The organism is Klebsiella michiganensis (genome assembly GCF_015139575.1).
Taxonomy (GTDB): Bacteria; Pseudomonadota; Gammaproteobacteria; order Enterobacterales; family Enterobacteriaceae; genus Klebsiella; species Klebsiella michiganensis.
On the sequence record NZ_AP022547.1, the window covers coordinates 3,289,185 to 3,313,156 of the forward strand.

At 51.3% G+C, this 23,972-nt stretch carries 26 protein-coding genes and 1 pseudogene; 13 read left to right on the plus strand and 14 right to left on the minus strand.

The genetic code is table 11. The annotated features are described in order from the left end of the window. The first annotated feature begins 283 nt into the window (after window positions 1–283). The 4 genes from ompC (at window position 284) to JLG71_RS15465 (ending at window position 2,752) form a co-directional block, all read left to right on the plus strand. Window positions 284–1,390: a porin OmpC gene (gene ompC / locus JLG71_RS15450; protein WP_004850328.1), complete on the plus strand. Its 1,107-nt coding sequence runs from the start codon at window positions 284–286 to the stop codon at window positions 1,388–1,390. Between the two features lie 153 nt (window positions 1,391–1,543). After that, a complete protein-coding gene (locus JLG71_RS15455; RefSeq protein ID WP_004850325.1) occupies window positions 1,544–1,756 on the plus strand; it encodes a KTSC domain-containing protein in 213 nt (70 codons plus the stop codon). Between the two features lie 82 nt (window positions 1,757–1,838). Continuing rightward, window positions 1,839–2,273 (plus strand): universal stress protein UspF, encoded by a 435-nt coding sequence (gene uspF, locus JLG71_RS15460; RefSeq protein ID WP_004101601.1) that lies wholly within the window; start codon window positions 1,839–1,841, stop codon window positions 2,271–2,273. A gap of 188 nt (window positions 2,274–2,461) precedes the next feature. Continuing rightward, window positions 2,462–2,752, plus strand: a complete 291-nt coding sequence (locus tag JLG71_RS15465) for a Bor family protein (RefSeq protein WP_014229121.1) — start codon at window positions 2,462–2,464, stop codon at window positions 2,750–2,752. Between the two features lie 399 nt (window positions 2,753–3,151). Here the strand turns inward: JLG71_RS15465 and JLG71_RS15470 are convergent, their stop codons facing one another. Beyond that, a complete protein-coding gene (locus JLG71_RS15470) occupies window positions 3,152–4,090 on the minus strand; it encodes an omptin family outer membrane protease (protein ID WP_064358507.1) in 939 nt (312 codons plus the stop codon). A gap of 367 nt (window positions 4,091–4,457) precedes the next feature. Then, window positions 4,458–4,697, minus strand: a complete 240-nt coding sequence (locus JLG71_RS15475; protein WP_200913585.1) for a hypothetical protein — start codon at window positions 4,695–4,697, stop codon at window positions 4,458–4,460. A 203-nt stretch (window positions 4,698–4,900) separates the two neighbouring features. Between JLG71_RS15475 and ttcA the strand changes: the two genes are divergently transcribed. Then, complete coding sequence (gene ttcA / locus JLG71_RS15480) at window positions 4,901–5,836, plus strand: tRNA 2-thiocytidine(32) synthetase TtcA (RefSeq protein WP_025107977.1); 936 nt, start codon at window positions 4,901–4,903, stop codon at window positions 5,834–5,836. Between the two features lie 44 nt (window positions 5,837–5,880). Here the strand turns inward: ttcA and dbpA are convergent, their stop codons facing one another. The 4 genes and pseudogenes from dbpA to JLG71_RS15495 all read right to left on the minus strand — a co-directional run bounded on the left by dbpA (window position 5,881) and on the right by JLG71_RS15495 (window position 9,684). Continuing rightward, window positions 5,881–7,254: an ATP-dependent RNA helicase DbpA gene (dbpA, locus tag JLG71_RS15485; RefSeq protein WP_014229118.1), complete on the minus strand. Its 1,374-nt coding sequence runs from the start codon at window positions 7,252–7,254 to the stop codon at window positions 5,881–5,883. A gap of 40 nt (window positions 7,255–7,294) precedes the next feature. After that, window positions 7,295–7,459, minus strand: a pseudogene (ynaL, locus tag JLG71_RS28555) (proline-rich small protein YnaL); the annotation flags it as partial. Window positions 7,460–7,737: 278 nt separating this feature from the next. Then, on the minus strand, window positions 7,738–8,721 hold the full coding sequence (zntB, locus tag JLG71_RS15490) for a zinc transporter ZntB (protein WP_004850311.1): 984 nt from the start codon (window positions 8,719–8,721) through the stop codon (window positions 7,738–7,740). Window positions 8,722–9,063: 342 nt separating this feature from the next. Next, entirely contained in the window at window positions 9,064–9,684 is a 621-nt protein-coding gene (locus JLG71_RS15495) for a helix-turn-helix transcriptional regulator (RefSeq protein WP_049082088.1), read from the minus strand. Window positions 9,685–10,300: 616 nt separating this feature from the next. Here JLG71_RS15495 and JLG71_RS15500 point away from each other — a divergent pair. Together JLG71_RS15500 and JLG71_RS15505 are read left to right on the plus strand one after the other, a co-directional pair. After that, window positions 10,301–11,044, plus strand: a complete 744-nt coding sequence (locus JLG71_RS15500) for a DeoR/GlpR family DNA-binding transcription regulator (RefSeq protein ID WP_014229116.1) — start codon at window positions 10,301–10,303, stop codon at window positions 11,042–11,044. Next, the gene (locus JLG71_RS15505; protein ID WP_186006564.1) at window positions 11,037–12,128 is read left to right on the plus strand and encodes an oxidoreductase; all 1,092 of its coding nucleotides are present in this window, start codon (window positions 11,037–11,039) and stop codon (window positions 12,126–12,128) included. Before JLG71_RS15500 ends, JLG71_RS15505 begins: the two co-directional genes overlap by 8 nt. 72 nt (window positions 12,129–12,200) lie before the next feature. Here JLG71_RS15505 and umuC read toward each other — a convergent pair whose 3' ends face one another. Further along, a complete protein-coding gene (gene umuC / locus JLG71_RS15510) occupies window positions 12,201–13,466 on the minus strand; it encodes a translesion error-prone DNA polymerase V subunit UmuC (protein ID WP_185219393.1) in 1,266 nt (421 codons plus the stop codon). Then, on the minus strand, window positions 13,466–13,888 hold the full coding sequence (gene umuD / locus JLG71_RS15515) for a translesion error-prone DNA polymerase V autoproteolytic subunit (protein ID WP_200913587.1): 423 nt from the start codon (window positions 13,886–13,888) through the stop codon (window positions 13,466–13,468). The genes umuC and umuD overlap by 1 nt, the downstream gene beginning before the upstream one ends. Window positions 13,889–14,175: 287 nt before the next feature. Here umuD and JLG71_RS15520 point away from each other — a divergent pair, with 287 nt between their 5' ends. The 3 genes from JLG71_RS15520 to JLG71_RS15530 all read left to right on the plus strand — a co-directional run bounded on the left by JLG71_RS15520 (window position 14,176) and on the right by JLG71_RS15530 (window position 15,210). Continuing rightward, on the plus strand, window positions 14,176–14,370 hold the full coding sequence (locus JLG71_RS15520) for a hypothetical protein (protein WP_014229113.1): 195 nt from the start codon (window positions 14,176–14,178) through the stop codon (window positions 14,368–14,370). A 156-nt stretch (window positions 14,371–14,526) separates the two neighbouring features. Next, window positions 14,527–14,718 carry a hypothetical protein gene (locus JLG71_RS15525; RefSeq protein ID WP_004850297.1) on the plus strand — a complete coding sequence of 64 codons (192 nt, stop codon included), beginning with the start codon at window positions 14,527–14,529 and terminating at the stop codon, window positions 14,716–14,718. 177 nt (window positions 14,719–14,895) lie between these two features. Continuing rightward, window positions 14,896–15,210 carry a PTS sugar transporter subunit IIB gene (locus JLG71_RS15530; RefSeq protein WP_004850294.1) on the plus strand — a complete coding sequence of 105 codons (315 nt, stop codon included), beginning with the start codon at window positions 14,896–14,898 and terminating at the stop codon, window positions 15,208–15,210. 54 nt (window positions 15,211–15,264) lie between these two features. Here the strand turns inward: JLG71_RS15530 and JLG71_RS15535 are convergent, their stop codons facing one another. From JLG71_RS15535 to ymcF, 4 genes are all read right to left on the minus strand, one after another. Further along, a complete protein-coding gene (locus tag JLG71_RS15535) occupies window positions 15,265–15,828 on the minus strand; it encodes a YagU family protein (RefSeq protein WP_014229112.1) in 564 nt (187 codons plus the stop codon). A 196-nt stretch (window positions 15,829–16,024) separates the two neighbouring features. Beyond that, complete coding sequence (locus JLG71_RS15540) at window positions 16,025–16,606, minus strand: outer membrane beta-barrel protein (RefSeq protein ID WP_032720811.1); 582 nt, start codon at window positions 16,604–16,606, stop codon at window positions 16,025–16,027. 125 nt (window positions 16,607–16,731) lie between these two features. After that, a complete protein-coding gene (locus JLG71_RS15545) occupies window positions 16,732–17,361 on the minus strand; it encodes a winged helix-turn-helix transcriptional regulator (protein WP_154918961.1) in 630 nt (209 codons plus the stop codon). Between the two features lie 369 nt (window positions 17,362–17,730). Beyond that, window positions 17,731–17,919 carry a cold shock small protein YmcF gene (gene ymcF, locus JLG71_RS15550; protein ID WP_071532263.1) on the minus strand — a complete coding sequence of 63 codons (189 nt, stop codon included), beginning with the start codon at window positions 17,917–17,919 and terminating at the stop codon, window positions 17,731–17,733. A gap of 838 nt (window positions 17,920–18,757) precedes the next feature. On the opposite strand from ymcF, the gene JLG71_RS15555 reads away from it, so the two are divergent. Further along, window positions 18,758–19,783: an AraC family transcriptional regulator gene (locus JLG71_RS15555; RefSeq protein WP_025107986.1), complete on the plus strand. Its 1,026-nt coding sequence runs from the start codon at window positions 18,758–18,760 to the stop codon at window positions 19,781–19,783. Window positions 19,784–19,977: 194 nt separating this feature from the next. Next, entirely contained in the window at window positions 19,978–20,808 is an 831-nt protein-coding gene (locus tag JLG71_RS15560; protein ID WP_048263679.1) for an oxidoreductase, read from the plus strand. A 44-nt stretch (window positions 20,809–20,852) separates the two neighbouring features. Here the strand turns inward: JLG71_RS15560 and JLG71_RS15565 are convergent, their stop codons facing one another. Continuing rightward, window positions 20,853–21,833 carry an NAD(P)H-dependent flavin oxidoreductase gene (locus JLG71_RS15565; protein ID WP_014229106.1) on the minus strand — a complete coding sequence of 327 codons (981 nt, stop codon included), beginning with the start codon at window positions 21,831–21,833 and terminating at the stop codon, window positions 20,853–20,855. A gap of 158 nt (window positions 21,834–21,991) precedes the next feature. Here JLG71_RS15565 and JLG71_RS15570 point away from each other — a divergent pair, with 158 nt between their 5' ends. Continuing rightward, window positions 21,992–22,888 (plus strand): LysR family transcriptional regulator, encoded by an 897-nt coding sequence (locus tag JLG71_RS15570; RefSeq protein WP_200913594.1) that lies wholly within the window; start codon window positions 21,992–21,994, stop codon window positions 22,886–22,888. 100 nt (window positions 22,889–22,988) lie between these two features. Here the strand turns inward: JLG71_RS15570 and JLG71_RS15575 are convergent, their stop codons facing one another. Continuing rightward, window positions 22,989–23,873, minus strand: a complete 885-nt coding sequence (locus JLG71_RS15575) for a LysR family transcriptional regulator (protein WP_014838299.1) — start codon at window positions 23,871–23,873, stop codon at window positions 22,989–22,991. Between the last annotated feature and the right edge of the window lie 99 nt (window positions 23,874–23,972).

Here is a 23,972-nt window from a genome sequence, read left to right on the forward strand (position 1 = left end):
AAAAACCATTCTCAGGAACGGAGGGCAACATAAATTCTTAGATGACAATAAAAGGCATATAACGGGCGGATAATACGATATTAAAATCACCGTGTATAATTTTTATTTTGTATGTATTTCACAAAATCATTCATTATAATTATCACCATTTCAATTGAATTATTTATTTTAGATTTTACTCATATCGTAACAATTGATATTTACCATATCTTAATTTGCTCATTTAGCATGAGTTCACTTCCCAGGAGGAAGCTAAAACAAAAACCGTTAAAGGATTGTCTAAATGAAAAGAAAAGTACTGGCCCTCGTTATCCCGGCATTGTTAGCTGCTGGCGCTGCTCACGCTGCTGAGATTTATAATAAAGACGGAAATAAACTGGACCTCTATGGCAAGGTGGATGGTCTGCATTATTTCTCCGATGATTCCTCTAAAGATGGCGATCAATCCTACGTCCGTCTTGGCTTCAAAGGCGAAACTCAGATTAACGATCAGCTGACCGGCTACGGTCAGTGGGAATATAACGTTCAGGCGAACAACACCGAAGGCGCCGACAACCAGTCCTGGACCCGTCTGGCGTTTGCGGGTCTGAAATTCGCTAACTACGGTTCATTCGACTATGGCCGTAACTACGGCGTTCTGTACGACGTAGAAGGCTGGACCGATATGCTGCCAGAGTTCGGCGGCGACTCCTACACCCAGGCCGATAACTTTATGACCGGCCGCGCTAACGGCGTAGCGACCTACCGTAACAATGACTTCTTCGGTCTGGTTAACGGCCTGAACTTCGCCCTGCAGTATCAGGGTAAAAATGAAAACGCCGGCAGCGGCGAAGGCACCAACAACGGCGATCGCAGCGTACGTAACGCCAACGGCGACGGTTTTGGTCTGTCAACTTCTTATGATTTCGGTATGGGTATCAGCGCTGCCGCCGCCTACACCTCTTCTGACCGTACCAACGATCAGATGACCCGAACTACCGCACAGGGCGATAAAGCGGAAGCATGGACTACCGGCCTGAAATATGATGCCAACAATATTTACCTGGCGACCATGTATTCCGAAACCCGCAACATGACGCCATACGGTAACGGCAACGGCGTCGCCAATAAAACCCAGAACTTTGAAGTGACTGCGCAGTATCAGTTCGACTTTGGTCTGCGTCCGGCGGTCTCTTTCCTGATGTCTAAAGGTAAAGATTTGAGCAAAACCGATGGCGACAAAGATCTGGTTAAATATGCTGACATTGGTGCGACTTATTACTTCAACCGTAATATGTCCACCTACGTTGATTACAAAATCAACCTGCTGGACGAAGACGATAGCTTCTATTCCAACAACGGCATCTCTACCGATGACGTGGTTGCTTTAGGCCTGGTTTACCAGTTCTAATCTGCGGGCCCGCTGGCAACGGCGGGCTTTCTCTTCCCCTCCCGGCCATCGACTGCATTCAAAGCAAAACAATATATCAATTGCTTTAAAATAATCGACCGATGAATGTTATATTGCTACCAGGAACCGCCGTAGCCGTAGAGGACGCCCGCCATGCACCATCATCCCGTGAAATCATCCCGTATCCATTCCATCGCCTACGATGAGTCCTCCGGTATTCTTGAAATTCGTTTTCGCGATAACAAAACCCTACAGTATCTCGGCGTCCCGCCGCGCATTTTCCGCGACTTTCTCCAGGTGGTTTCTAAAGGCCGTTTTTACGACGGCGTGATCAAAGGAAAATTTACTGAACGCCGCCGTGCCTGATGGCGAAAGTGTGATTGCGCTCAATGTACAATAATCAACTGGATGGCCTACACTTTAAGTGGTTACTTAAACAGGAGGTTTTATGAACAGAATGATTCTTGTGCCCATCGATATTTCCGATACAGAATTAACCGATCGCGTTATCAAGCATGTTGAAGCTGAAGCCAGAATCGATGATGCCGAGGTGCATTTCCTGACCGTCATTCCCTCCCTTCCCTATTACGCTTCGCTGGGAATGGCTTACACCGCAGAGCTGCCGGCGATGGATGACCTCAAAGCCGAATCGGAATCGCGGCTGAAAGAGATTGTGAAAAAGTTTACTATTCCCGAAGACCGTGTCCATTTACACGTTTCGGAAGGCTCGCCAAAAGATAAAATCCTTGCTATGGCGAAGTCTCTCCCCGCGGATCTGGTGATTATCTCTTCGCACCGTCCCGATATCACCACCTATCTGCTGGGCTCTAACGCCGCCGCCGTTGTCCGCCATGCGGAATGTTCGGTGCTGGTCGTGCGGTAAACCTACTCTGCCCGCCGCTGTGCGGGCTTTTTTTCCGCAATCTGAGCACTGGGCCGTACCCGCAGCATCGCAGATAGGGGAATCATTTACCTGGTACTATAAAAATTAGTACGTTGTGTCTTTTTCATTTTGCTGTATAAAACCTTTGCCCGAACATGGGTATGTTTTACAACAATTATAGGGATGAAATGAAAAAGTTAATTATGGTAGTTTTCGCCGCAGCCGCTATTTCTGGTTGCGCCCAGCAGAGCTTCTCGGTAAATCCTGGCGTCACCGTTCAACCTCAGCAGGTCACCACTCACCACTTCTTTGTCAGCGGCATTGGCCAGTCGAAGCAAATTGATGCTGCCAAAGTCTGCGGCGGCGCCGACAAAGTAGTCCGTACTGAAGTGCAGCAGACTTTTGTCAACGGCCTGCTGGGTTTTGTCACCCTGGGTATTTATACTCCGCGTGAAGCGCGCGTCTATTGCGCTAAATAATTGCCGGCGGCAGGCATCATCATTGCCTGCCCATTTCCCTTTCGGTTCAATTGCCTTCTCTTTGCCCGGACAAACTCATCTTTTCGCGCCCCTACCTGAAGGTTACCTGATGCATTCGTGAATCGTATCTTTGTTCGTGGCGGATTTTGCGCCACAGGTAGAGCATACGAGGAGATAAATGAAATGCCGGCACACGAGGATAAGCGCCTTGCATTTACCTTCGGTTTTTAGCAATTCCTGGGCGATCCCTTTGCGCTTGCCACAATCCATCCTCTGAAGCATTCGGGTGATATGGCCGTGGATAATGGAGTGCCCTCAGAGCGGGAGACACTCCATACTGATTATCGCGCGCTCCGGGATTAGCGAGTTTTGCTTGCTATATCCACGGGCGGTAATGATTTAGAATCGATATTGAAGTCCGGCTGTGATGGTAAAGTTTTTATTTGCAATGCCGGCAGCATCTCCTCCAATTGAAGCTGATTCACCGCTATAGGTATCAATAATCTGAGTGCCTCCCTTACCCTCTTCATATTTACTATAGGTGAATTCAGTAAAAACTTTGGCATGAGGCGTGATGTAATACCCGGCATCAACCGATGTACCATAATAACGCGAATTAGTTGATTTCTCGCGAAAGGTCAACTCACGCATATAGTGTTCGTCGTTATCATGAGCTCTGACCCAATCACTGAATTTAAACAAGGCATTAAACTCAAAGTCATTGATACGATATTGACCCGCGAGACCGATATAGGGCATGGAGAATCTCTGGCTGTATCCTATCCCACGCTCACCGGTCGGAAAATTGCCAGTCGTCGCACCGTTATCATAATTGTAAGAACCTCCGGTAGCCGTCCAGCTGAAACGCGTTTCCTGATAACCCGCAATTACGCCCGCTTTATAATTGTCGTCCTGGAAAAGCCAGCCCTGCACGCTGAGATCGTATTCATTGGCATAATTGACATTGGTGCTGGGATGAGATGAATGATCTGTCCAACCGGACTGGTTATCGTTCATCCAGTCATAGTCATCCATATGTCCTGAACCTGAAGCCAACGACGTCCAGCCGCGGGCGGTCAGCGTCAAAAAGGAGTAGGCATCCCATGAGATATCACCTTTCACAATGGCGACATTCTTTATTTTCCAGTCAAGTTGACTGACCTTTCGCCCCGTATCCGCGTCATAAACTCTCTCCTGTGATTTCCCACTCAGCATCCCTGCAGACGTCGATACAGTAAAACTTTCCGCAGAAAAATTTGGGCTTAGCTGCATTGACTCGGCATAAGCTGATCCTGAAAGAGTCGCTATCATCATTACTGCAACGGTACTTTTTTTCATTTTTATTCCCATAATCAAAGTTAATCCATAAGTTGCAGTGAAAGTTTAAATCTCATAAAAACATCAGGCAACTGTCAATTTTTGTAATTGCCTTATTCATAATCCGAGAAATAAGAATGTGGGCTGGATAAGCGCTTCGTTTTGCAAGGAAAAACCCCATTGAGTAGGCACATATTCAGATTATTATCAGGAAAAAATCTAACTGCTCTGGCGTTGTAGGGAATCAGTCTGCATCAGGTTATTTTACTCAAACTTTACCGCTGTTATTCACCTGCGCCAAATACCTTCGCTGTGTAATTATCAGGATGCAAATAATTATATCGCGATCCTGGCGGATTATGGCAAAAGCAGGAACAAGGCCCCTGCTTTAAAAAAGCGAGGTACCTTGCCAACGCTTTTTGATTATCGCGAACAATAAATTCTCGCACCCTTTTACCAGATACACTCCATCACCGGGCGTGTGACGCTGGCGAGCCTGAAAACGACGTTTGTCTTTCTGCCCGGAGGGGGGATTGAGGCCAAAACTCGCCGCACTATCGTTAGCAGATGGAAAGCCGCCGTAAAACGCGCTGGCATTCGTCGTCGGAATCCGTACCATACGCGACATACTTTTGCCTGCTGGCTGCTGTAAGCCGGTGCTAACCATTGTTAACCAGATGGGGCATGAAAACGCAATAAATGGTGTTCAAAGTCGACAGTACAGGGATGGATGAAATGAACGGCGATCGGCTATCAATGCCTGACGCCGGGCTTGCACCGTGAAGTTAACTTTGCCCCTTACATGCCTTTTCGTTTCAGAGAACGTTTATAATGCTTGATAATCAGCAAGTTACAAAGAAAGAAAAATACAATATCGACAAATTGCAGAAGCGCCTGCGCCGTAACGTCGGCGAGGCGATCGCTGATTTTAATATGATTGAAGAAGGCGACCGCATCATGGTTTGCCTCTCCGGCGGTAAAGACAGCTACACCATGCTGGAGATTTTGCGCAACTTGCAGAAAAGCGCGCCAATTTCCTTCTCCCTGGTGGCGGTCAACCTCGATCAAAAACAGCCGGGCTTCCCCGAACATATCCTGCCAGAATATCTTGAGCAGCTGGGCGTTGAATACAAGATTGTTGAAGAAAATACCTACGGCATTGTTAAAGAAAAAATCCCGGAAGGTAAAACCACCTGCTCGCTCTGCTCACGTCTGCGCCGCGGCATTCTTTACCGCACCGCTTCTGAGCTGGGCGCGACCAAAATCGCCCTCGGCCACCACCGCGACGACATCCTGCAGACTCTGTTTCTGAATATGTTCTACGGCGGGAAGATGAAAGGGATGCCGCCGAAGCTGATGAGCGATGACGGTAAACATATCGTGATTCGCCCGCTGGCCTACTGCCGGGAAAAAGATATTGAGCGTTTCTCCCAGGCGAAAGGTTTTCCGATTATTCCGTGCAACCTGTGCGGCTCGCAGCCCAACCTCCAGCGCCAGGTCATTGCCGACATGCTGCGCGACTGGGACAAACGCTATCCAGGGCGCATCGAAACGATGTTTAGCGCGATGCAGAACGTGGTGCCTTCCCATCTCAGCGACGTCAATCTGTTCGACTTTAAAGGCATTCAGCACGGCTCTGCGGTCGTTGACGGCGGCGATCTGGCGTTCGATCGTGAAGAGATTCCGATGCAGCCGGCCGGCTGGCAGCCGGATGAAGATGACGCGCAGCTGGATGAGCTGCGCCTGAACGTTGTGGAAGTAAAATAACGTCTTTGCGTCTCAGGCACGCGCCTGAGACGCCTTTTCCGCGCTTATTTCAGCAAACGAACCCGGCAGGCTTTACCTTTAATTTTCCCGTTTTGTAGCTGCTTAAACGCTTTATGCGCGACGCCCTGACGCACGGCAACGTAGACATGCGCCGGATGAACGGCGATTTTACCGATATCTGCGCCCTCAAGACCGATATCACCGGTCAACGCCCCCAGCACATCGCCCGCGCGCATCTTCGCTTTTTTGCCGCCATCAATGCATAGCGTGGCCATCTCTGCCTGCAGTGGCACAACGCTGCTATTCGTCGGCCCACTCATCCAGTTGAGCTTCATTTGCAGCATTTCGGCAAGGATATTTGCACGCTGCGCCTCTTCCGGCGCGCAGAGGCTAATCGCCAGGCCGCTTTCACCGGCGCGGGCGGTACGACCAATGCGGTGTACGTGAACCTCCGGATCCCAGGCCAGTTCATAGTTCACCACCAGCTCAAGCGACTTGATATCTAACCCGCGCGCAGCAACATCGGTCGCCACCAGCACGCGCGCGCTCCCGTTAGCAAAGCGCACCAGCGTCTGGTCGCGATCGCGCTGTTCAAGGTCACCATGCAGCGACAGCGCGCTTTGCCCGGCGGCGTTTAGCGAGTCGCAGACGGCCTGACAATCTTTTTTGGTGTTGCAGAACACCACGCAGGAGGCGGGCTGATGCTGGCTCAACAGCTTTTGCAGCAGCGCGATTTTGCCGTGTTGCGAGGTTTCAAAAAACTGCTGCTCGATAGCCGGCAGTGCATCAACGGCGTCAATTTCAATAGTCTGCGGGTTGTTTTGTACGCGGCCGCTGATTGCCGCTATCGCTTCCGGCCATGTAGCGGAAAACAGCAGCGTCTGGCGCGAAGCCGGCGCAAAGCGGATCACTTCATCAATGGCATCGCTAAAGCCCATATCCAGCATGCGGTCCGCTTCGTCCATCACCAGCGTTTGTAGGGCATCTAACGATACGGTGCCCTTTTGCAGGTGATCGAGCAACCGCCCCGGCGTAGCAACGATAATATGCGGCGCATGCTGTAGCGAATCGCGCTGGGCGCCAAAGGGCTGGCCGCCGCAGAGGGTTAAAATTTTGATATTCGCCATGAAGCGCGCCAGCCGACGCAGCTCGCCGGCGACCTGATCCGCCAGCTCGCGGGTCGGGCACAGCACCAGCGACTGCGTCTGGAACAGCGAGGCGTCAACGTGCTGAAGTAGCCCGAGGCCGAATGCCGCCGTTTTACCGCTGCCGGTTTTTGCCTGCACGCGGACATCTTTACCCGCAAGAATCGCCGGCAAAGCCGCGGCCTGAACCGGGGTCATCGAAAGATACCCCAGTTCATTCAGGTTAGTTAGCTGGGCGGCGGGCAAAACATTCAGAGTTGAAAAAGCGGTCACAATTATTTCTCGCATTACATTTAGGGGCGGACAATCTGCTGGCGCGTATCGTCGCAGATCTCCGCTCCCGATGCGACAATTTAATCGGCTCATCGTCAGGCGGCGGGTCGGGTAACGGGCGTGGGCGAGGTTTGGGATCGTGGACCGGTACCGGATCGTTGGGTTCCGGCGGAATGGGAATTGAGTTCAGCTGTTTATTACGCATATTGACTCCCGGTTGTGGGCGGGTACACCCGTTAAGCGTAGAAGCTGAGAAACAGAGCGCAAAAAAAAAGCCGACTCATTAAAGTCGGCGTCGTACGAATCAATTGTGCTATGCAGTAATTCAAAAAAGGAAGTAAGACAATATGGAGCGCAACGCCCATCGCTTGACGTTGCATTCACCTGCGAGAGAGATATTGCCCTGAATGGGTAGATGGTTTATTGATTTCGCTCAAACATTGCCGGGTTTTCACCATCATCATCGCGACAAAAGACGATTCTTTACAGCCATTTACTACGATGCAACCACCATGTAACACCCCCAATGAGAACGACTAACATTAGGCAGAAAATGGCAAAACCCATATGCCAGCTATTGCCGGGAATGCCGCCGAGGTTGACGCCAAAGAGACCGGTTAAAAAGGTACTGGGCAGAAAAACCATGGCCATCAACGACATCGTATAGGTTCTTCGCGATAGCGACTCCTGCATAATCTGCGCGATCTCATCGCTCATAATCGCCGTGCGGGCGATGCAGCTATCAATCTCATCCAGACCTCGTCCCAGACGTTCGGCAATGTCCTGCATCCGGCGCCGGTGATCGTCCGTCATCCACGGCAGACGCTCGCTGGCTAATCTGGCATACACATCGCGCTGCGGCGCCATATAGCGGCGCATGACGATAAGCTGTTTACGCAACAGCGCCAGGAAACCGCGCGGCGGAACCTGCTGATCCAATAAATCATCTTCCAGATCGATAATCCGGTCGTGAAGCTGCTCAATAAACTCGCTGGCGTGATCGGTCAGCGCATCGCAGACCTCCACCAGCCAGCCGCCGCCGTCAACCGGACCGTTACCCTCGCGCAAATCGCCGAGTACATCGTCGAGCGCCAGGACTTTGCGCTGCCGGGTGGAGACAATCAAGCGCTCATCCATATAAAGACGCATCGCGACCAGCTGGTCCGGTCGCTCATCGGTACTGCCATTGATGCAGCGCAGCGTGATTAACGCCCCATCGCCAATCCTCGTCACTCGCGGACGAGTGCTCTCCCCGGCCAGCGCGTCACGCACGTTATTGGGCAGCAGCGGCGTCGATGCCAGCCATTCCGCGCTATCCACATGGGTATAGTTGAGATGCAGCCAACAAGGATGCTCTTTATCAATGGTGTCACTATCGACCAACGGCTTTACACCGCCCTGCCCGTCGAACACCCATGCAAAAACGGCATCCGGCACATTCAGTTCCGATCCCTTAATGGCGTCCACTGGACCTCCGTTAACTCATGCACATTTCCGTAGTCTAGCCTTACGCGACGGTTACGCAAGAGCTATTCAGGGCATGCTGCTGAATTCACTGGCGAAAAGCGGGAGGGCTGAAAAAAAGAACCCGCCGGCGGCGGGTTGCTGATGAACTTTGCAATACGGTGTCTAACCTGCATTATCACCTGCCGCCAGACGCTGGGCTGACGGGAAGGCAGGCTAGCAGGAGCCGTTCATTTTTTCTCTTCTGCGTATTGACGAGCGTTGTCATGCAAATTGGTACACATTGCTTTTTCCTCCATTTTAGTAAGCAAAATAAGAATAGAGCGATCTTGCCGGTTTGCAAGTTTAAGAATTATCTTTCGCAACCCAGCGTGCGTTATCCAGATGACGCAGCAATAGTACGAGGTCTAAATCATTGCGTAGATCGAATTTAGACATAATAAGACGCTTGTGGGCAAAAACCGTTTTATTGCAAAGCGATAGCTTTCTGGCAATCGTGTTCACCGTTAACCCCTGATAAATTGCCGCCGCGATGATTCTCTGCTGCGGGGAAAGCGTCCTCTGCGGGCAACTATCGCACCGGAGCGCCAGCTTTTCTTTTGCTGACGGAGGCGTCAGAACCCATGAAAGTTTTATTTTCGCAATAACCTGAGAGAGCTTCTCATCGCGCCCAACAAAAACTATCTCCTTCAAGCAGAGCGGCAAAGCGCCTCTCCCTCGATGATTTAGCCTGGCAACCACGCCGATCAGCAATCCCGGTTTACGGTTTAACAACTCTGGATGACATACGAACTCTTCTCCGCGGCATAAATCCAGTACGACGACGTCTGCATCACGCACGAGCCGTTCGTTAAGCGATGCGGAGACCTGTGTAGAGAACGAGTATTCCGGGAAGAGCGCTTGCAATAAAAAATGAAATCCCAAATTAAAGAACTGGTTATTATTTTTAATAACAATATTCAACATCGATTTAGCCTGCTGACGAAAGTAAATCAAGTATTATCCAGATAGCTAACGATACGCACAGTACAGCTATCGTCGTTTTAAAAAACACGATATAAATAAACATTATTTTTTGACCTGAGAACGGGCACTCAACGAACTTTAAGTAAAATAGCTATCTGGCGTGACGGGCATTCCCCTCACCAATTAACTTCGAGGTGCCCATCCGGGATTAATATTTTCAGCATTCAACCCAAACGGAAATAGTGAGAAAACGTCATGCCATCCATATGAATTATATTTCTGCCAACCGGACCGTCGCCAGCAAGTCCAGCTCACGACGAAGCGCTAGCAAAAACCAGCGCTATCGCTGCTGATAGTGAATTTTGATATAAACACGCTCATTAACTCAAGTTATTTCTCGGTATCATTTTAGACTATTCATCGCTTGTCTTTTTCTGCAATCCCGACCTATCGCCTCGACGTCAGGTGGATTCAAACGGTGACTTCAGCCCTTGATCAAGCCATCCCGTATAAAAGTCTTTATTAACTCATCCCCGCGGCCGCGCGTTGTGAAGATTTCTTTTTCCGCAAAATGCTGTATTATGCAAGTTATTGCAGCATTTTGCGGGTTCAAACGATGCATAAAACGGCCAGGCAAAAATATCTTATTGATATTCTCAGTGAAAAAGGCCAGATCACGATCAGTGAGCTGGTAGACAGACTGCAGGTTTCTGCAGATACGCTGCGCCGCGATCTTAGCGACCTCGAAAAACAGGGGCTCGCCCAGAAAAACCACGGCGGCGCTATCGCGCTCAATCTCTCCGCCATGAATCGGCAGAACAGGAACACCCTGCTACCGGATACCAAGAAGCGCTTAGGTAAAATGGTGGCGGAGAAGATCCCCGGCGGATCCACGCTGTTTCTTGACGCCGGGAGCACCGTGCTGGCCGTCGCCACCCAGATACAGGGTCCAATGACGGTCATCACCCCCTCTTTAGATATTGCCCAACACTTCAGCACCCGTGCGGATATTCAGCTTATTTTGCTGGGAGGGAAATGGGATATGCAGCAGCGCCTGTTTGCCGGTAGCGCTACGGTTTCGCTGCTGGAACGCTATCGGGCGGATATCGCTGTTCTCGGCACCTGCGCGCTCCACGCCGACCTCGGCCTCAGCGCCAGTCAGGAGGCGGATGCTGAAGTCAAGCGCGCCATGCTGGCGGCCAGCGCGGAACATTGGCTGGTTGCCGATCATATGAAACTGAATCACTGCGAGCCCTGGCTGGTTGCCGGACTCGCCGACATCCATCAGCTCTTCCTCGATCGCCCCTGGGACGAACTGAAGGATAACGACTCAATACAGCTCCATATCGCTGATGCTTAATAACGCGGAGATGCTTATGACTACCGGTAAGAACATTAATATTGCCCTGATTGGCTACGGCTTCGTCGGCAAAACTTTTCACGCCCCGCTGATCCAGTCCGTCGACGGCCTGAATCTGGCGATTGTCGCCTCGCGTGATGAAGATAAAGTGAAACGTGACCTGCCAGACGTCACCGTCATCGCATCGCCTGAAGAGGCCATCCAGCATCCGGATGTCGATCTGGTGGTTATCGCCTCTCCTAACGCAACCCATGCTCCGCTTGCCCGTCTGGCTTTACACGCCGGCAAGCACGTCGTCGTCGACAAACCCTTTACCCTCGATATGCAGGAGGCTCGCGAACTGATTGCCCTCGCGGAAGAGAAACAGCGGGTGCTGTCGGTATTCCATAACCGCCGCTGGGACAGCGATTATCTGGGCGTGAAGCAGGTTATCGAACAGGGGCTCATCGGCAAAGTTAAACATTTTGAATCCCATTTCGACCGATTCCGCCCGGAAGTACGCATCCGCTGGCGGGAGCAGAACGTACCGGGCAGCGGCCTGTGGTTTGATTTAGGTCCGCATCTGATCGACCAGACGCTGCAGCTGTTCGGCCTGCCGCAGTCGGTGCAGGGAAATATCGCCACCCTGCGTGAAGGCGCGGAAATCAACGACTGGGCGCACGTGGTGCTGAACTATCCGCAGCACAAAGTGGTTCTGCACTGCAGCATGCTGGTCGCGGGCGGCGTATCCCGCTTTACCGTCCATGGTGATAAAGGTAGCGTCGTCAAACAACGCGCTGACCAGCAGGAGAGCCAGCTGCTGGCGGGCGTGGTCCCGGGCAGCGAAAGCTGGGGCGAAGATGACGATAGCCTGGTGGTGTTTGATGCCAACCTGCGCGCCAGTGAAATCAGCGCGCCACGAGGCGATCAGCGGCAGTACTATATTCACGTCCGCGATGCGCTGACCGGCAAAATCAGCAACCCGGTATCGCCCTTAGAAGCGCTCGCCGTCATGGCGGTACTGGAAGCCGCAGCGCAGTCTGCCGAAAGCGGAACAACGCAAACTTTAGCGCTGACCGCCGATGAACTGGCGGGCCTGCAATAAGCGCTGCGCGATATGTTTGACGGTTTGTCGTCCGGAGCGCCGCTCCGGATAACCACTCCCTTTCATACCAGCCTACAGTTTCACCCGCAGCAAATCGCTGAATCGGGTGGTGTAGGCTGGCGACAGCATATGCCGTTTCATCTCCCAGCTGCGCTCGATTCCCTGCCCGGCAAACCAGAGCTGGCCTTTTTCACGTCGGTTAACTAAATCAAGCACCGTCATCAGCTGTTCGCTATTCGCTCGCGGCTGATAGTCGTCAAACAGGCCTAACTGCGCCACCCCCTGGCTAAAGAAATCGCCCAGCATCACGCCGCACTTTTGATATCGGCATCCCTCCCGCCAGATAGTATCCAGGCATTTTAGCGCCGCAGCGACGATATCCCGGCTATCCTGCGTCGGGATGTGAATTTTCGTGCCGGCGTCTTTGCTGTAATAGACTTCATGACCGGCGAACGGACTGGTCTTCACAAAGACCGAAACATAGCGGCAGTACTGGTGCTCCGCGCGCAGCTTCTCGGCGGCGCGGACCGCATGGCTGCAGATGGCTTCGCGCATCGCCCCGTATTCAATTACCTTCTGACTAAAGGAACGCGAGCAGATAATTTGCTGTTTAGTCGGCATATACTCTTCCAGTTCAAGACACGGCTCGCCTCTCAGCTCCCGCACGGTGCGCTCCATTACAACGCTGAAATGTTTTCTGATCAGCGGAGCGGGCGTCTCGGCCAGCTGAAGAGCCGTCGTAATCCCCATGTCATTGAGCTTTTTCGCAATGCGTCGCCCCACTCCCCAGATTTCACCGACGGCAACCTTCTCCAGCAGTTTTCTCTGCCTGGCCGGCAATGAGAGATCGACAACGCCCTCGAATTTTGGCCACCTTTTGGCCGCATAATTCGCCAGCTTGGCCAGGGTTTTCGTCGGCCCGATCCCCACCCCTACCGTCAAGCCGGTACTCTGGAGTAATGTACTACGCACGTGGCGACCAAATGCCTCAAGCTCCTCAGAACGATGGATCCCGGTCAAATTTACGAACGCTTCATCAATGGAATATTGATACACCGCGGGCGCCAGTTCTTCGAGAATCGTCATGACGCGATGGGACATATCGCCATAAAGGGCATAGTTGCTGCTAAACACCGCTACCTGATGACGTTCAAACTGTGATTTCACTTTGAAATACGGCGCGCCCATTGGAATTTCCAGCAGTTTCGCCTCGTGGTTTCTGGCGATGACGCAGCCATCGTTATTGCTTAACACCACCACCGGACGCCCGCGTAAGTCAGGGCGAAAGGCTATTTCACAGCTGGCGTAAAATGAATTCACATCGACCAGGGCAAACATCAGCGGAGCCTGTTGATGCTGAAAGTGACGACGCCAAAAATCTCCAGCGCTTCAGCGTCGTTGCGCAGCACAATTGGCGGAAAATCCGGGTTCATCGGCAAGAGCTGCATGATGGGGTGCGTACAAAGACGCTTAACCGTGTATTCACCGTCGACTGAGGCAATGATGATATCCCCATGCTTCGCTTTCAGGCCGCGATCCACCACCAGCAGCGTACCTTCATAAATGCCGGCATCCACCATTGAGGTGCCTGTCGCCATAACAAAATAGGTTGCCGCGGGATGGCTGATACAAAGCTCATTGAGATCGATCCCCTTCTCAATATAATCCTGCGCAGGGCTGGGAAAACCGCATGGGACAAGGTCGCTAAACAGCGGAATCGACACAATCTGACGCAACTCAACCGGTTTATAGAACAACATAATAGATTCACCCGTTATAATACTGTGTTTTTATACAGTATCGATAGTTCATCTGAGTTTTTCAAGTCGCCTGTCGGAGATTGGCGTGAAGCCGTTGAAGTTGCGCTGAATTTTGCGTAAGGCGTTGCATAGCACGGGGCTGGAGAATGCCTCTCCCTACGTATTCCAGATGGTTTTGTACGGCATGCTGGAAATTTCCGCAAATTGGGAGGAGGATAGAATCCGTTGATGCGTGCTTTGCTCATCGCTTGTTGTTGTCCACCCGACATACTGAACCGGAGATTCATATGTATTACACGTTAGGAGACAAAACTCTCCACTTTTATCGTTATCAGTGCCGTTTTTATGTCGCTCATTGGGACGGAGGTCATGTGATGACGGAGAAGTTCAAACCGTTTATTGCCTCAATCACCGAGAAAACGGGCATTGAGGCAAAGAACGTTGAGGCGGCGGCGCGGGACTACTTCAATAACGTCGACTGAGATTGAACCCCGGACCATCGCTATCGGCTTATCCATAGCGATGGCAACGGCTGGCGAACGGCAGAAAGCGCAAATAATAAGCCGTGTCACGCGATCGTAAAACAAAGCCTGTAGGATAGCCCCCGGACGCCACCAGCGCTAAAACGAGGTGAAGAGATGGGAACAGTAAAAGCCAGCAATCTGGAACAGGCAAAGCAGCTTCTGCAGTCCGGCGACGCCATTAAACTCGAACTGGATTTCGAGCTCGACTCTGATGAGTTTTTTAATTTTGCTATCGAGTACTGTACAAATGGAACGAAGCTCACGCGAGCCGGCGATCGCTTCCTGATTTCACGTAAAAAAAGGTAGCCTGAGAGTCATCCCTGCCATTCACAGCATCACAGAGGCATACGTTTTTCGCATCTGTGATGCTCTCCGTCATAATAAAAATATCCGCAGAAATTAACCTCAAATATTGATACATCGCGCATTTTCGTGAGTAAAGGAGGAATAGTGTAGCTTCGCTATCTCACCGAGGGTTAAATCGTGAAAAAACTATTAATATGCTGTCTGTTTGGCGAAACGGCAGGGATTATTGCCCGCAAAATGCAAAAAATTGCTGACGATCGGCAATTAGATTTATTAATCAGCGCCGTTGGGGTTGAAAATTTCTTTAGCGTCGCGCCTGCCTATGATGGCGTACTGGTTGCACCGCATATCCAGTATAAGGTTGAACAATTTATTAGCGCACTGCATTTACCACAAGAAATTGCCGTGATTGAAAGCTTGCCCTATGCCTCATTTGATGGCGAGAAGATCCTCAACTTCGCGCTGAATACAATGCCTTCATCTCTGTCCTGATCTCTACGTCCCGCCCCACACAACCCGCGAGATCGCGGGCTCTGTGGGGATTAATTATCTGAACGGCGCGTCAAGAGGCACTTCAGCGTCCGGTTCGTGGGTGATGCGGTTGCGAAGATCGCGACGAATCATCTCAATGGCCCAGAACCAAAAAATATGCCCCACCAGTTCCGAAATATATTCATCGGCAGGAATATTCAATAAAGAGGGGGTCAGGCCCAGTAACGGAAAGGAAATCCAGTGTACGGCGATAGTTGCGACAATCCCGGCCCATACCCCCTGCCATAATTTAACTTTCGGAAAGACCTCCGCGACGACACAATAGCCAACGGCAAATACCAATGAGAATATAATATGCGTAACCATCACCGGATTGATGATGTGTTCGGAAAAAGTATAAACCGTATGCGTCGGGTCAATGCCCAGATAGTCGCGTAAGAAAAGATAAGGTGGGTTAAATTCATCTCTGCCACCGGAGAAAGTACGCGGCGGTAAAGGAACTTCAGCGCCCCATTTAACAAATGCCGACATAATCCCTGCCACTACCCCGACAAATAACGCTACGCCATAACGACGGCGTCCAGGTGTGGTCTGTTTAAAAAAATCCTTAATTGCCATAAAATCACCATTAATATATTACATTTATTTTCCCTGTATCATATTTAAAGGCATTGGCGATTATCAATGTTGATCACGATCACACTTTATCGGGTCCTGTGGCTACCAGTTATATACTGTAATTATGACCATAGGTATACCATTAGCAGATAAAGAGCCCCTTTTATTCAAAGGAGACTCTTCCCGTACGATGCGTTTATTGCCCAAAGCGGTAGCTAATGCCGGCCATCACGGAGCTCACATCGCTGCTCACGCCAATTTGGTTTTCGTTACCCACATTGTTGACCCACTGGTACTCCAGGCGCCCCGACCATCTGTCATTAAAGGCATATTCGGTACCGAAAGCCAGCACCGGACGCACGCCCGTATCAAATCGATTTTTTCCATTCACATCGGATTCCGCACGGTAGCCCATCAGGCCGGCCCGGCCGTACAGATCCCAGTCGCTGGTCAGGCTGTAGCTGGCCTTCAACGAAAGCTGTAGCCCCTGACTTTTCATTTGCGAACCGGCTGCGCCATGGCGACCATTGATGCCCATATTCCCTAAATAGTCATATCCACCTTCAACCGCCAGCCAGGGGTTAATCTGATAGCCGGTAAACACACCGCCGCCGACGTTATCACGGTCAACATCGACTTGCCGATCGGTGCTGGAGTCGCCGTAGTGCGACCAGCCAAATTTAGACCCCGCGTACCAGGTTCCAGTCTCCGCAGCAGCAAAAGCGGCAGTCGCCGTAAAAGTATGAGCAATAATTAACGTAATAAGCGTCTTCTTCATAATCATCCCATTGTCGACCCGTTGTCGAATAAATGTCATCGTCAAAAGTTAAGTGGGTCTACAATAGAATATTAGCGTCGCGCTGATAATCGTTTTATTATTTAATTTTGGACAAACTGCCAGCGCTAAAAACGCTCGGGTAATTTATTCACCCCCGTCAAATACCCTCCCCGTTTAAAAGCAATATAATTACCACTTTTTAACGCCGACAACACGTTTAATACACTGCTGCGAGATAAGTGCGTACGTTCCTGGATATAATCCAGGATAGAGACCCGCATCCGGGTCTCTTCGGGTAGCTGGCCCATTTCCTGCAAATGATTGCGGATAACGGCGTAGGTTCGCTGCTGTACGACGAGCGCGTCGCGATAGAAAAGATAAGCCGTGTGGTACGACAACAGTGAGGCGACGTCTTCCCAAACGCCGTGCTGGCGAAAGGTTTCCATCGCTTTTTGCGCATCAACGCGCAGTATTGTCGATTCGGTTTCCGCACGCAGCTGATGGCCGCGTACCGGCTGGATCATCTCGGCAATACCAAACAGGTGTGGGTGGTAAACCGTGACAATCAACAGACCGTCCGAGGCCCGGAGTATGGAGAGCTCGCCGTCAAGGAAAAGGAACAACTGCGGTTGATTTTTATGCGTCCAGGTCATGCGTTTCCGCGGCACAACGACCATTTTTTCAGCAATTGGCGTCAGGAGCGCCGTTAAGCGCTGGATACTCTCTTCCGGACGGACGGGCGGTAGGATATGCATAGAAATACCTGATTAGTTCTGGTTTAAGAATTATAGAACGCAACAAGATTTCCGTAAGAATTGCGTAGCTGCGCATTGACGCACATCGGCAAAGAGAAGAAAAGTACGGCGTGATTTAAATTTAAACAAACTAAAAAGCTGCCCGCAGGCAGCCCGATCAAAATGGTAATAATGCTTACTATACCCGTCATACTTCAAGCGGCTTATGTGTTGGCTTTGTTACTCGGTTCATCCATGAGCCTCGCCCTTACGGGCCGCCGGGATAAGGCGTTATCTATGCTTCTTGAAGCTCACGCCCTGGCCGCCTTTAAGCAACTCGAATTATTTAGGATATTTGCAGATATCAAAGGCCCTTTTCGGGGCCTTTTCTTACTTCCGTAACGCCAGCGATGCCGAGTTTCTGGAAATATGCGGTGCGATGTTATCAAATGTAATCATTGCGGATTTACAAAAAATGCATTTCGCGCCAAACGGATTTTTTTCAGAAACATCGTAGGTGGATGTTCTGTACTGTGACCCATGACAGCATGGGCATCTGAAATGAATGTGGTCAATCATGATGTTAGCCTCTTTTTGCTACAACATTCTCTACCGCAGGGACATTTAGCCATATTTCACAGAAAACGCCTTCCCGGCTTTTCTGTCACAGCGTAAAAACGCTGCTCTGAATGGTTGAGAATAACAATGACATCATTGTCATTACTTCTTATAGAAACATCTGAAGCGCACTTCAGACTGAACTCTATTACTGCACCAGCGATTTTTTAATGTTGTTAATTTCTTAGTTTGCCCGAGGGCACGTAATGTTCGGTAGATTTCAATAAAATAATCGTGTGCTTTGGGATAACGCTATCTCTTATGCACTTTTCACGCTAAACGGGAGATACAAGGACTTTCCTTCACTATCACCGTTTGCGCCAGCTTCTGAGCCTGTCTACTCGGGTTTAGACCGTCATCGTTGTCGCAGGTTCAAAAAACTTTAACATTATTCGCGTCACAGAGCTTAATTAATCACGATAAGGAGAGTCTAAAGAAGGATTATCTGTGGATAACGCTTGAGATGAGAACTGCTTCGCTAAACCGTTTATTACCGCATCTGTGTAGTAAATCAACTTGCTATTGATCACACAGATGGCGATTGATAGCAAGCTTTATTTTCACGCCACGATGTTCGCCAGCTGGCGAGCTGGTAACGCGAATGAATCCAGGGCCCAGGCTGGAGAGGCCGCCCAAGGATGACCCGATGACCCCGGGAAGGTGTACAGCCGCCTCTCATTTGGCGTGATTTGCCACAATTGTGGCGCTTTATGAATGTTACCGCCAGGATTGAAACGTTATGCTCTTCTCCGGGAAAAGATTCGCTCCCTGACAACACTCATCCTGCGGAAACCTGACAATGGCACATAACCGTACTTTCTCTCTCAATATCGGCTGGAAAGCGCTGCTAAAAGATGCGGGTTTAGAGCCTCAACATCTACTACGCAAAGCAGGATTGCCCGACGACACGTTTTCGAGGACAGAGCGCGGCCTTAATATCGAGGAGTATATTCGTTTCTGGCGCGCCCTTGAGGTAGAAACAAACGATCCTGCTTTTCCCTTACCACTGGTAGAAAGAGTCTCTGCTGAAATCTTTGATCCCCCGCTTTTCGCCGCACTATGCAGCACCAACATGATGCAGGCAGTTCAGCGACTGGCCAGATATAAGCAACTCATTGCCCCAATGGTTCTGGAAATAGTTGTAGAACACAGCGGCATCCTTACCGTTTCACCGCGCTGGCTGTCAGCGACAAACATTCCTCCGTCCCTGCAGATAGCAGAACTTGCTTTCTTACTGCGGCTGCTAAAACTTGCCACTCGCGAACCGGTCACAGCAGTGAAAGTCACGCTCCCTCAGCTTCCCGCCAGAATACAGGACGGCCACCTTACCCGCTTTTTCGGTACCGCCGTAGCGTATGGAGAAAAACCGGCCATCAGCTTTTCCGCCGCTGATGCTCTCCGCCCGTTTTTAACGGTGAACGAAGGAATGTGGCAAATATTTGAACCAGAGCTGCGCCGCCGTCTCAGCACGTTAGATGAAACGGCCTCAACAACTGAACGCGTACAGGCGGTACTTCTTGAGCTTCTTCCCGGTAACGAAGCCACTATTGAGAAAACGGCGGAGCGCCTCGGTATGAGCAAACGTACGCTTCAGCGCAGACTTGAAAGTGAGGGAGGAAATTTTCGTACATTGGTCAATATTTGCCGGGAGAACCTGGCGCGGCACTATCTGAGTCATACCCATCTCTCCGGCTATGAGATTGCATTCCTGCTTGGCTTTGAAGATCCAAACTCCTTCTATCGCGCATTTATGGCCTGGACCGGACAGACGCCGGAAACCGTCAGAGGGAGCATGCGTCTTAATGGAAAGAACTCCTCAGGTTAAACAAACGAGATGACGCGGTTGTTAAGCACCGACTTGCCATAAGAATCGCGTTACCTCCTGTCGTTTCCACAGAAGGCGGCTTCCTTTCTGATCTGAAGCGAATGGCGCCGTTAGCAAGCGTACTGGCGCATAAGGCCAGATGAAAAGAGTCTGTCTGCAGGCAAACTGTAGCCAGTCCATGAAACGAGGTCCTTATGTTCGCTCCGGAAAAGAAAACCGCGCTGGTCACCGGCGCATCGTCAGGGATGGGCAAAGCTATTGCCCGTCGCCTGATTCAGGATGGTTACCAGGTATATGTTGCCGCCCGTAGCATCGATAAAATGGCCGATCTGGCCGAACTTGGCGCACAGCCGTTACGGATGGATATAGCCAGGGATGAGGAGATTGTCTCCTGTGTAAACGCCATTCTGTCGCAAACCGGGGGAGTGGATGTCCTGATCAATAATGCAGGCTTTGGCCTGTATGGACCCGTAGAAGAGATCGGTATTGATGAAGCACGCTATCAATTTGAGGTTAACCTCTTTGGTGCCGCACGGCTGACGCAGCTACTGCTCCCTGCAATGCGGGCCAGACGTAGCGGGCATATTGTCAACATCTCCTCGATGGGAGGGAAGATGTACAGCATCCTTGGTGCCTGGTACCACGCCACAAAACACGCGCTCGAAGGATGGTCAGACTGCCTGCGCCTGGAGGTCGCCGGATTTGGGATTAAGGTCACGATCGTCGAGCCGGGGGTGATAGAGACAGGCTTCGGTGATGCTGCCAGCGAAAGCATCGTCAAACGTTCACACAGTGGCCCCTATGGCCAACTGGTGAAAATGGTGGCCGCGTCGATCAAAAAAACTTACGGGCACGGGACAGGCAGCGATCCGAAGGTTATCGCGGATGTCGTTTCAAGCGCCATTAACAGTAAGAACCCACGTACGCGCTATGCCGCAGGTAAGTTTGCAAAAATGCTTATCTGTCTGCGCGTCTGGCTGGGCGACCGTATATTCGACCGTATTATTCTCAGTCAGACACGCTAACAAGCGGATGATTTAGCTGAACGGCCTGCGTCTCTTGGGGAGCGCTAACTCACGGTTAACGCGTCGACCACTTCCGCTACGCTTTTGACGCTGCGGATGCTGCCGATACCCGTGCCGAGCGCGATATAGCCCTCATCGGCATTGCCTTCCAGCATGCCGACGCGCAGGCCGCGTAATCCCCCCATTGCTTCACCGAGCGCCTCGTTGCTGGCGCCGGCTTTATCCATCGCCACCAGTTTTTCGGCCAGTCTGCCCGGCAGAGAGCGATAGTAATGGGGCAGCGTGCGGAAAAGCAGTAAATCCAGGCCACTGGCGGCAATAATTTTATTTTTGACCGACCGCGGCACTCTGCTTTCTTCCGTCGCGATAAAAACCGAACCGGCAAATATCCCTTCAGCGCCGAGCGCGTGCGCCGCTCTGGCGGTGCGCTTGTCGGTAATACCGCCCGCGGCCATCACCGGAACACGCTTCACCGCATCGGCGATCAGCGGCACGATAGAAAAGGTTCCCAGCGCGGTCCCCGGCAATGTTCCTCCCTCATCAAAGCCGGTCGCGACGATGATATCGGCACCCGCTTCTTCAGCAAGGCGGGTATTTTCAGGCGTCGGGTTAATATCGCGATAGATGATAGCAATGCCCGCCTCTTTTAATTCGTTGAACAGCGCCGGTATGAGCGCCCCTTCACCGTAGCCGGTATACACCACGGCCCTGACGCCCTCTTCTTTTATCACCTGCAAAATAGGCGGGGTCCAGATATCGTTTTCAGCCGCGGGGATCAGGTTCACGCCGAAAGGTTTTTCGGTCAGCCGTTTGGTTTTGCGGATCTCTTCACGCATTTTTTCGGCGGTTTCTTCCGGCGTGGACACCGCGGTCTCAGCGGTTAAACCGGCATTCGGCCCCAGCACACCAAGCCCGCCGGCATTGCTGACAGCGGCGACTAAACGGGCATCGGTCAACCACGATAACGGCCCCTGAATAACAGGTTTTTCTATATTCAGGATCTGGCAGATTCGGTTATTTTTCATGGAGTAATATCCTTCACAATAGCGCTATGGAGCGGTTCAGTTTCATGATGGAAGGAGTGTAGGACGTTATATTATTTAGAAAAATAGCCAAAAAAGTGCATCACTATTATAAAATCAGTAACAATGTGATATCCCGATCCCGGCAAAAGAAGCCCGCTATGCAAATAAACCTCTTTGAATCGATTCGCATTTTTATTGAAATTGTCGAGTCCGGTAGCTTTACTCAGGCAGCGGAGAACCTGCAGATTCATCGTCCTGCCGTCACTAAGGCATTGCAGCTGCTTGAGCAGCACTGCGGCACACGTTTGATGCAGCGAACAACGCGGCGCATCAACCTGACGCCTGACGGCGAAGCGTTTTATCGGCAGAGTAAACCTTTACTGGCCCAGGCAGATGCGCTGCTGGAGTCGTTTGGGAGCGATAGCATATTACACGGCCAGCTTCACGTGGATATGCCCGTCGCTTTTGCGACGTTATTGGTCGTCCCCCATCTGCCTGATTTTTATCGCCAGCACCCTGACGTCGAAATCATCCTCAGTAGCTCAGACCTCCGCCGGGATATGCTGCGCGATGGTCTTGATTGCTTACTGCGGGTGGGGGAACTGGACGACGGGGACTATATCGCCCGTAAGTTAGGCAATATTAAAATGACGACCTGCGCTAGCCCGTCCTATATTGCCAGCCACGGTGTGCCGCAAACGCTGGAGGATCTACAGCAGCATCAGGCCATCAACTGGATTAACAGCAGCAGCCGACAAATTATGCCGTGGACGTTTTCTACGCCAGAAGGAATAGTTGAAATGACGCTTCCCGGCAAGCTGGTCATCGATAACTCTGAAACCTATTTATCGGCAGGCCTGGCAGGGCTGGGATTAGTCCAGGGAATGAACGTTTTTTTACAGCCTTATCTCGATCGCGGCCTGTTAGTGGAAGTCTTACCTGACAACCCTACCCCCGATCGCAAATTGTCACTTCTGTATCCGCACCGCCATCTTTCACGCAAAGTGCGGGTGTTTACCGAGTGGTTAGAAAGCTTATTGGAAAAACGGGATTAAGGCACTCATCCCCGTGAAAAACCACAATGATTGATAAATGCTTGCGGTTACTGCCTTAAACCCAGTCAACGATCCGCGCCCCACTCTGGGTCCTGCTTGCTCAGATTCTCAGCGTGTCTATCACCGCCCGCAGCGCGGGCGACACATTACGATGGGGATAATAGAGAAAAGAGCCTTCCAGCCGCTGGCTGTAACGCTGCAGGACTCTGATAAGCGCGCCTCGCTCTAAGTCATCGGCAACCAGTTCCTGCGGGACATAGGCCAGCCCCAACCCCAGCCGGGCGGCCTTCGCTTCCATATAGCTGTCGGCAAAGGCCCACTGTCCCTGCGGCCGGTGGGTGATTTTTTTACCGTCCTGATTGAGTTCCCAGGCATAAATAGTCCCGTCGCCAAACTGGTACGCGATACAGGGATGAACCACCAGGTCCGCCGGCGTTTGCGGAAAACCGTAGCGGCGAAAATGCTCGGGCGTGCCGACAACGACCATCTCCATATCGGGTGAAATGCGCACCGCGACCATACCGCCGCCGACTTCCGGCCCCAGACGCACCCCGGCATCAAATCGCTCCGCGATAATATCGACAAACCGGCTTTCACTGATGAGTTCCAGCCGGATATCGGGATAGCGTTGTTTGAACACCGAAAGCTTTGGCAGAAGCACTTTATCAATGGCGTGCTGGCTGGCATTGATGCGGACGGTACCGGTGGGGGTGTTGCGATAATACGCCAGAGTGGAAAGCCCCGAATCTAACGCATCAAAGCCGGATTCAACGGTTCGATAGAGCTGCTCGCCGGCCTGGGTGAGCGAGAGTTTACGGGTGGTACGCACCAGAAGCTGTACCCCCAGCCTTTCTTCAAGTTCACGTACCGCACGGCTGACGCCGGATTGCGCCAACCCAAGCCGCTGCGCCGCGGCGGTAAAACTGCCCTCCCGCACCACCAGCATAAACAGGTACAGATCGTTATAGTTTTCCCGTTTTGCCATGATTCCTCCCGCGCCTGCGCCGTAATTTATAACAATATGATATGAATCTTAGCACTTTTCACCCGCTAATCAGCACTCTGACTGCTAACTATAATCAGC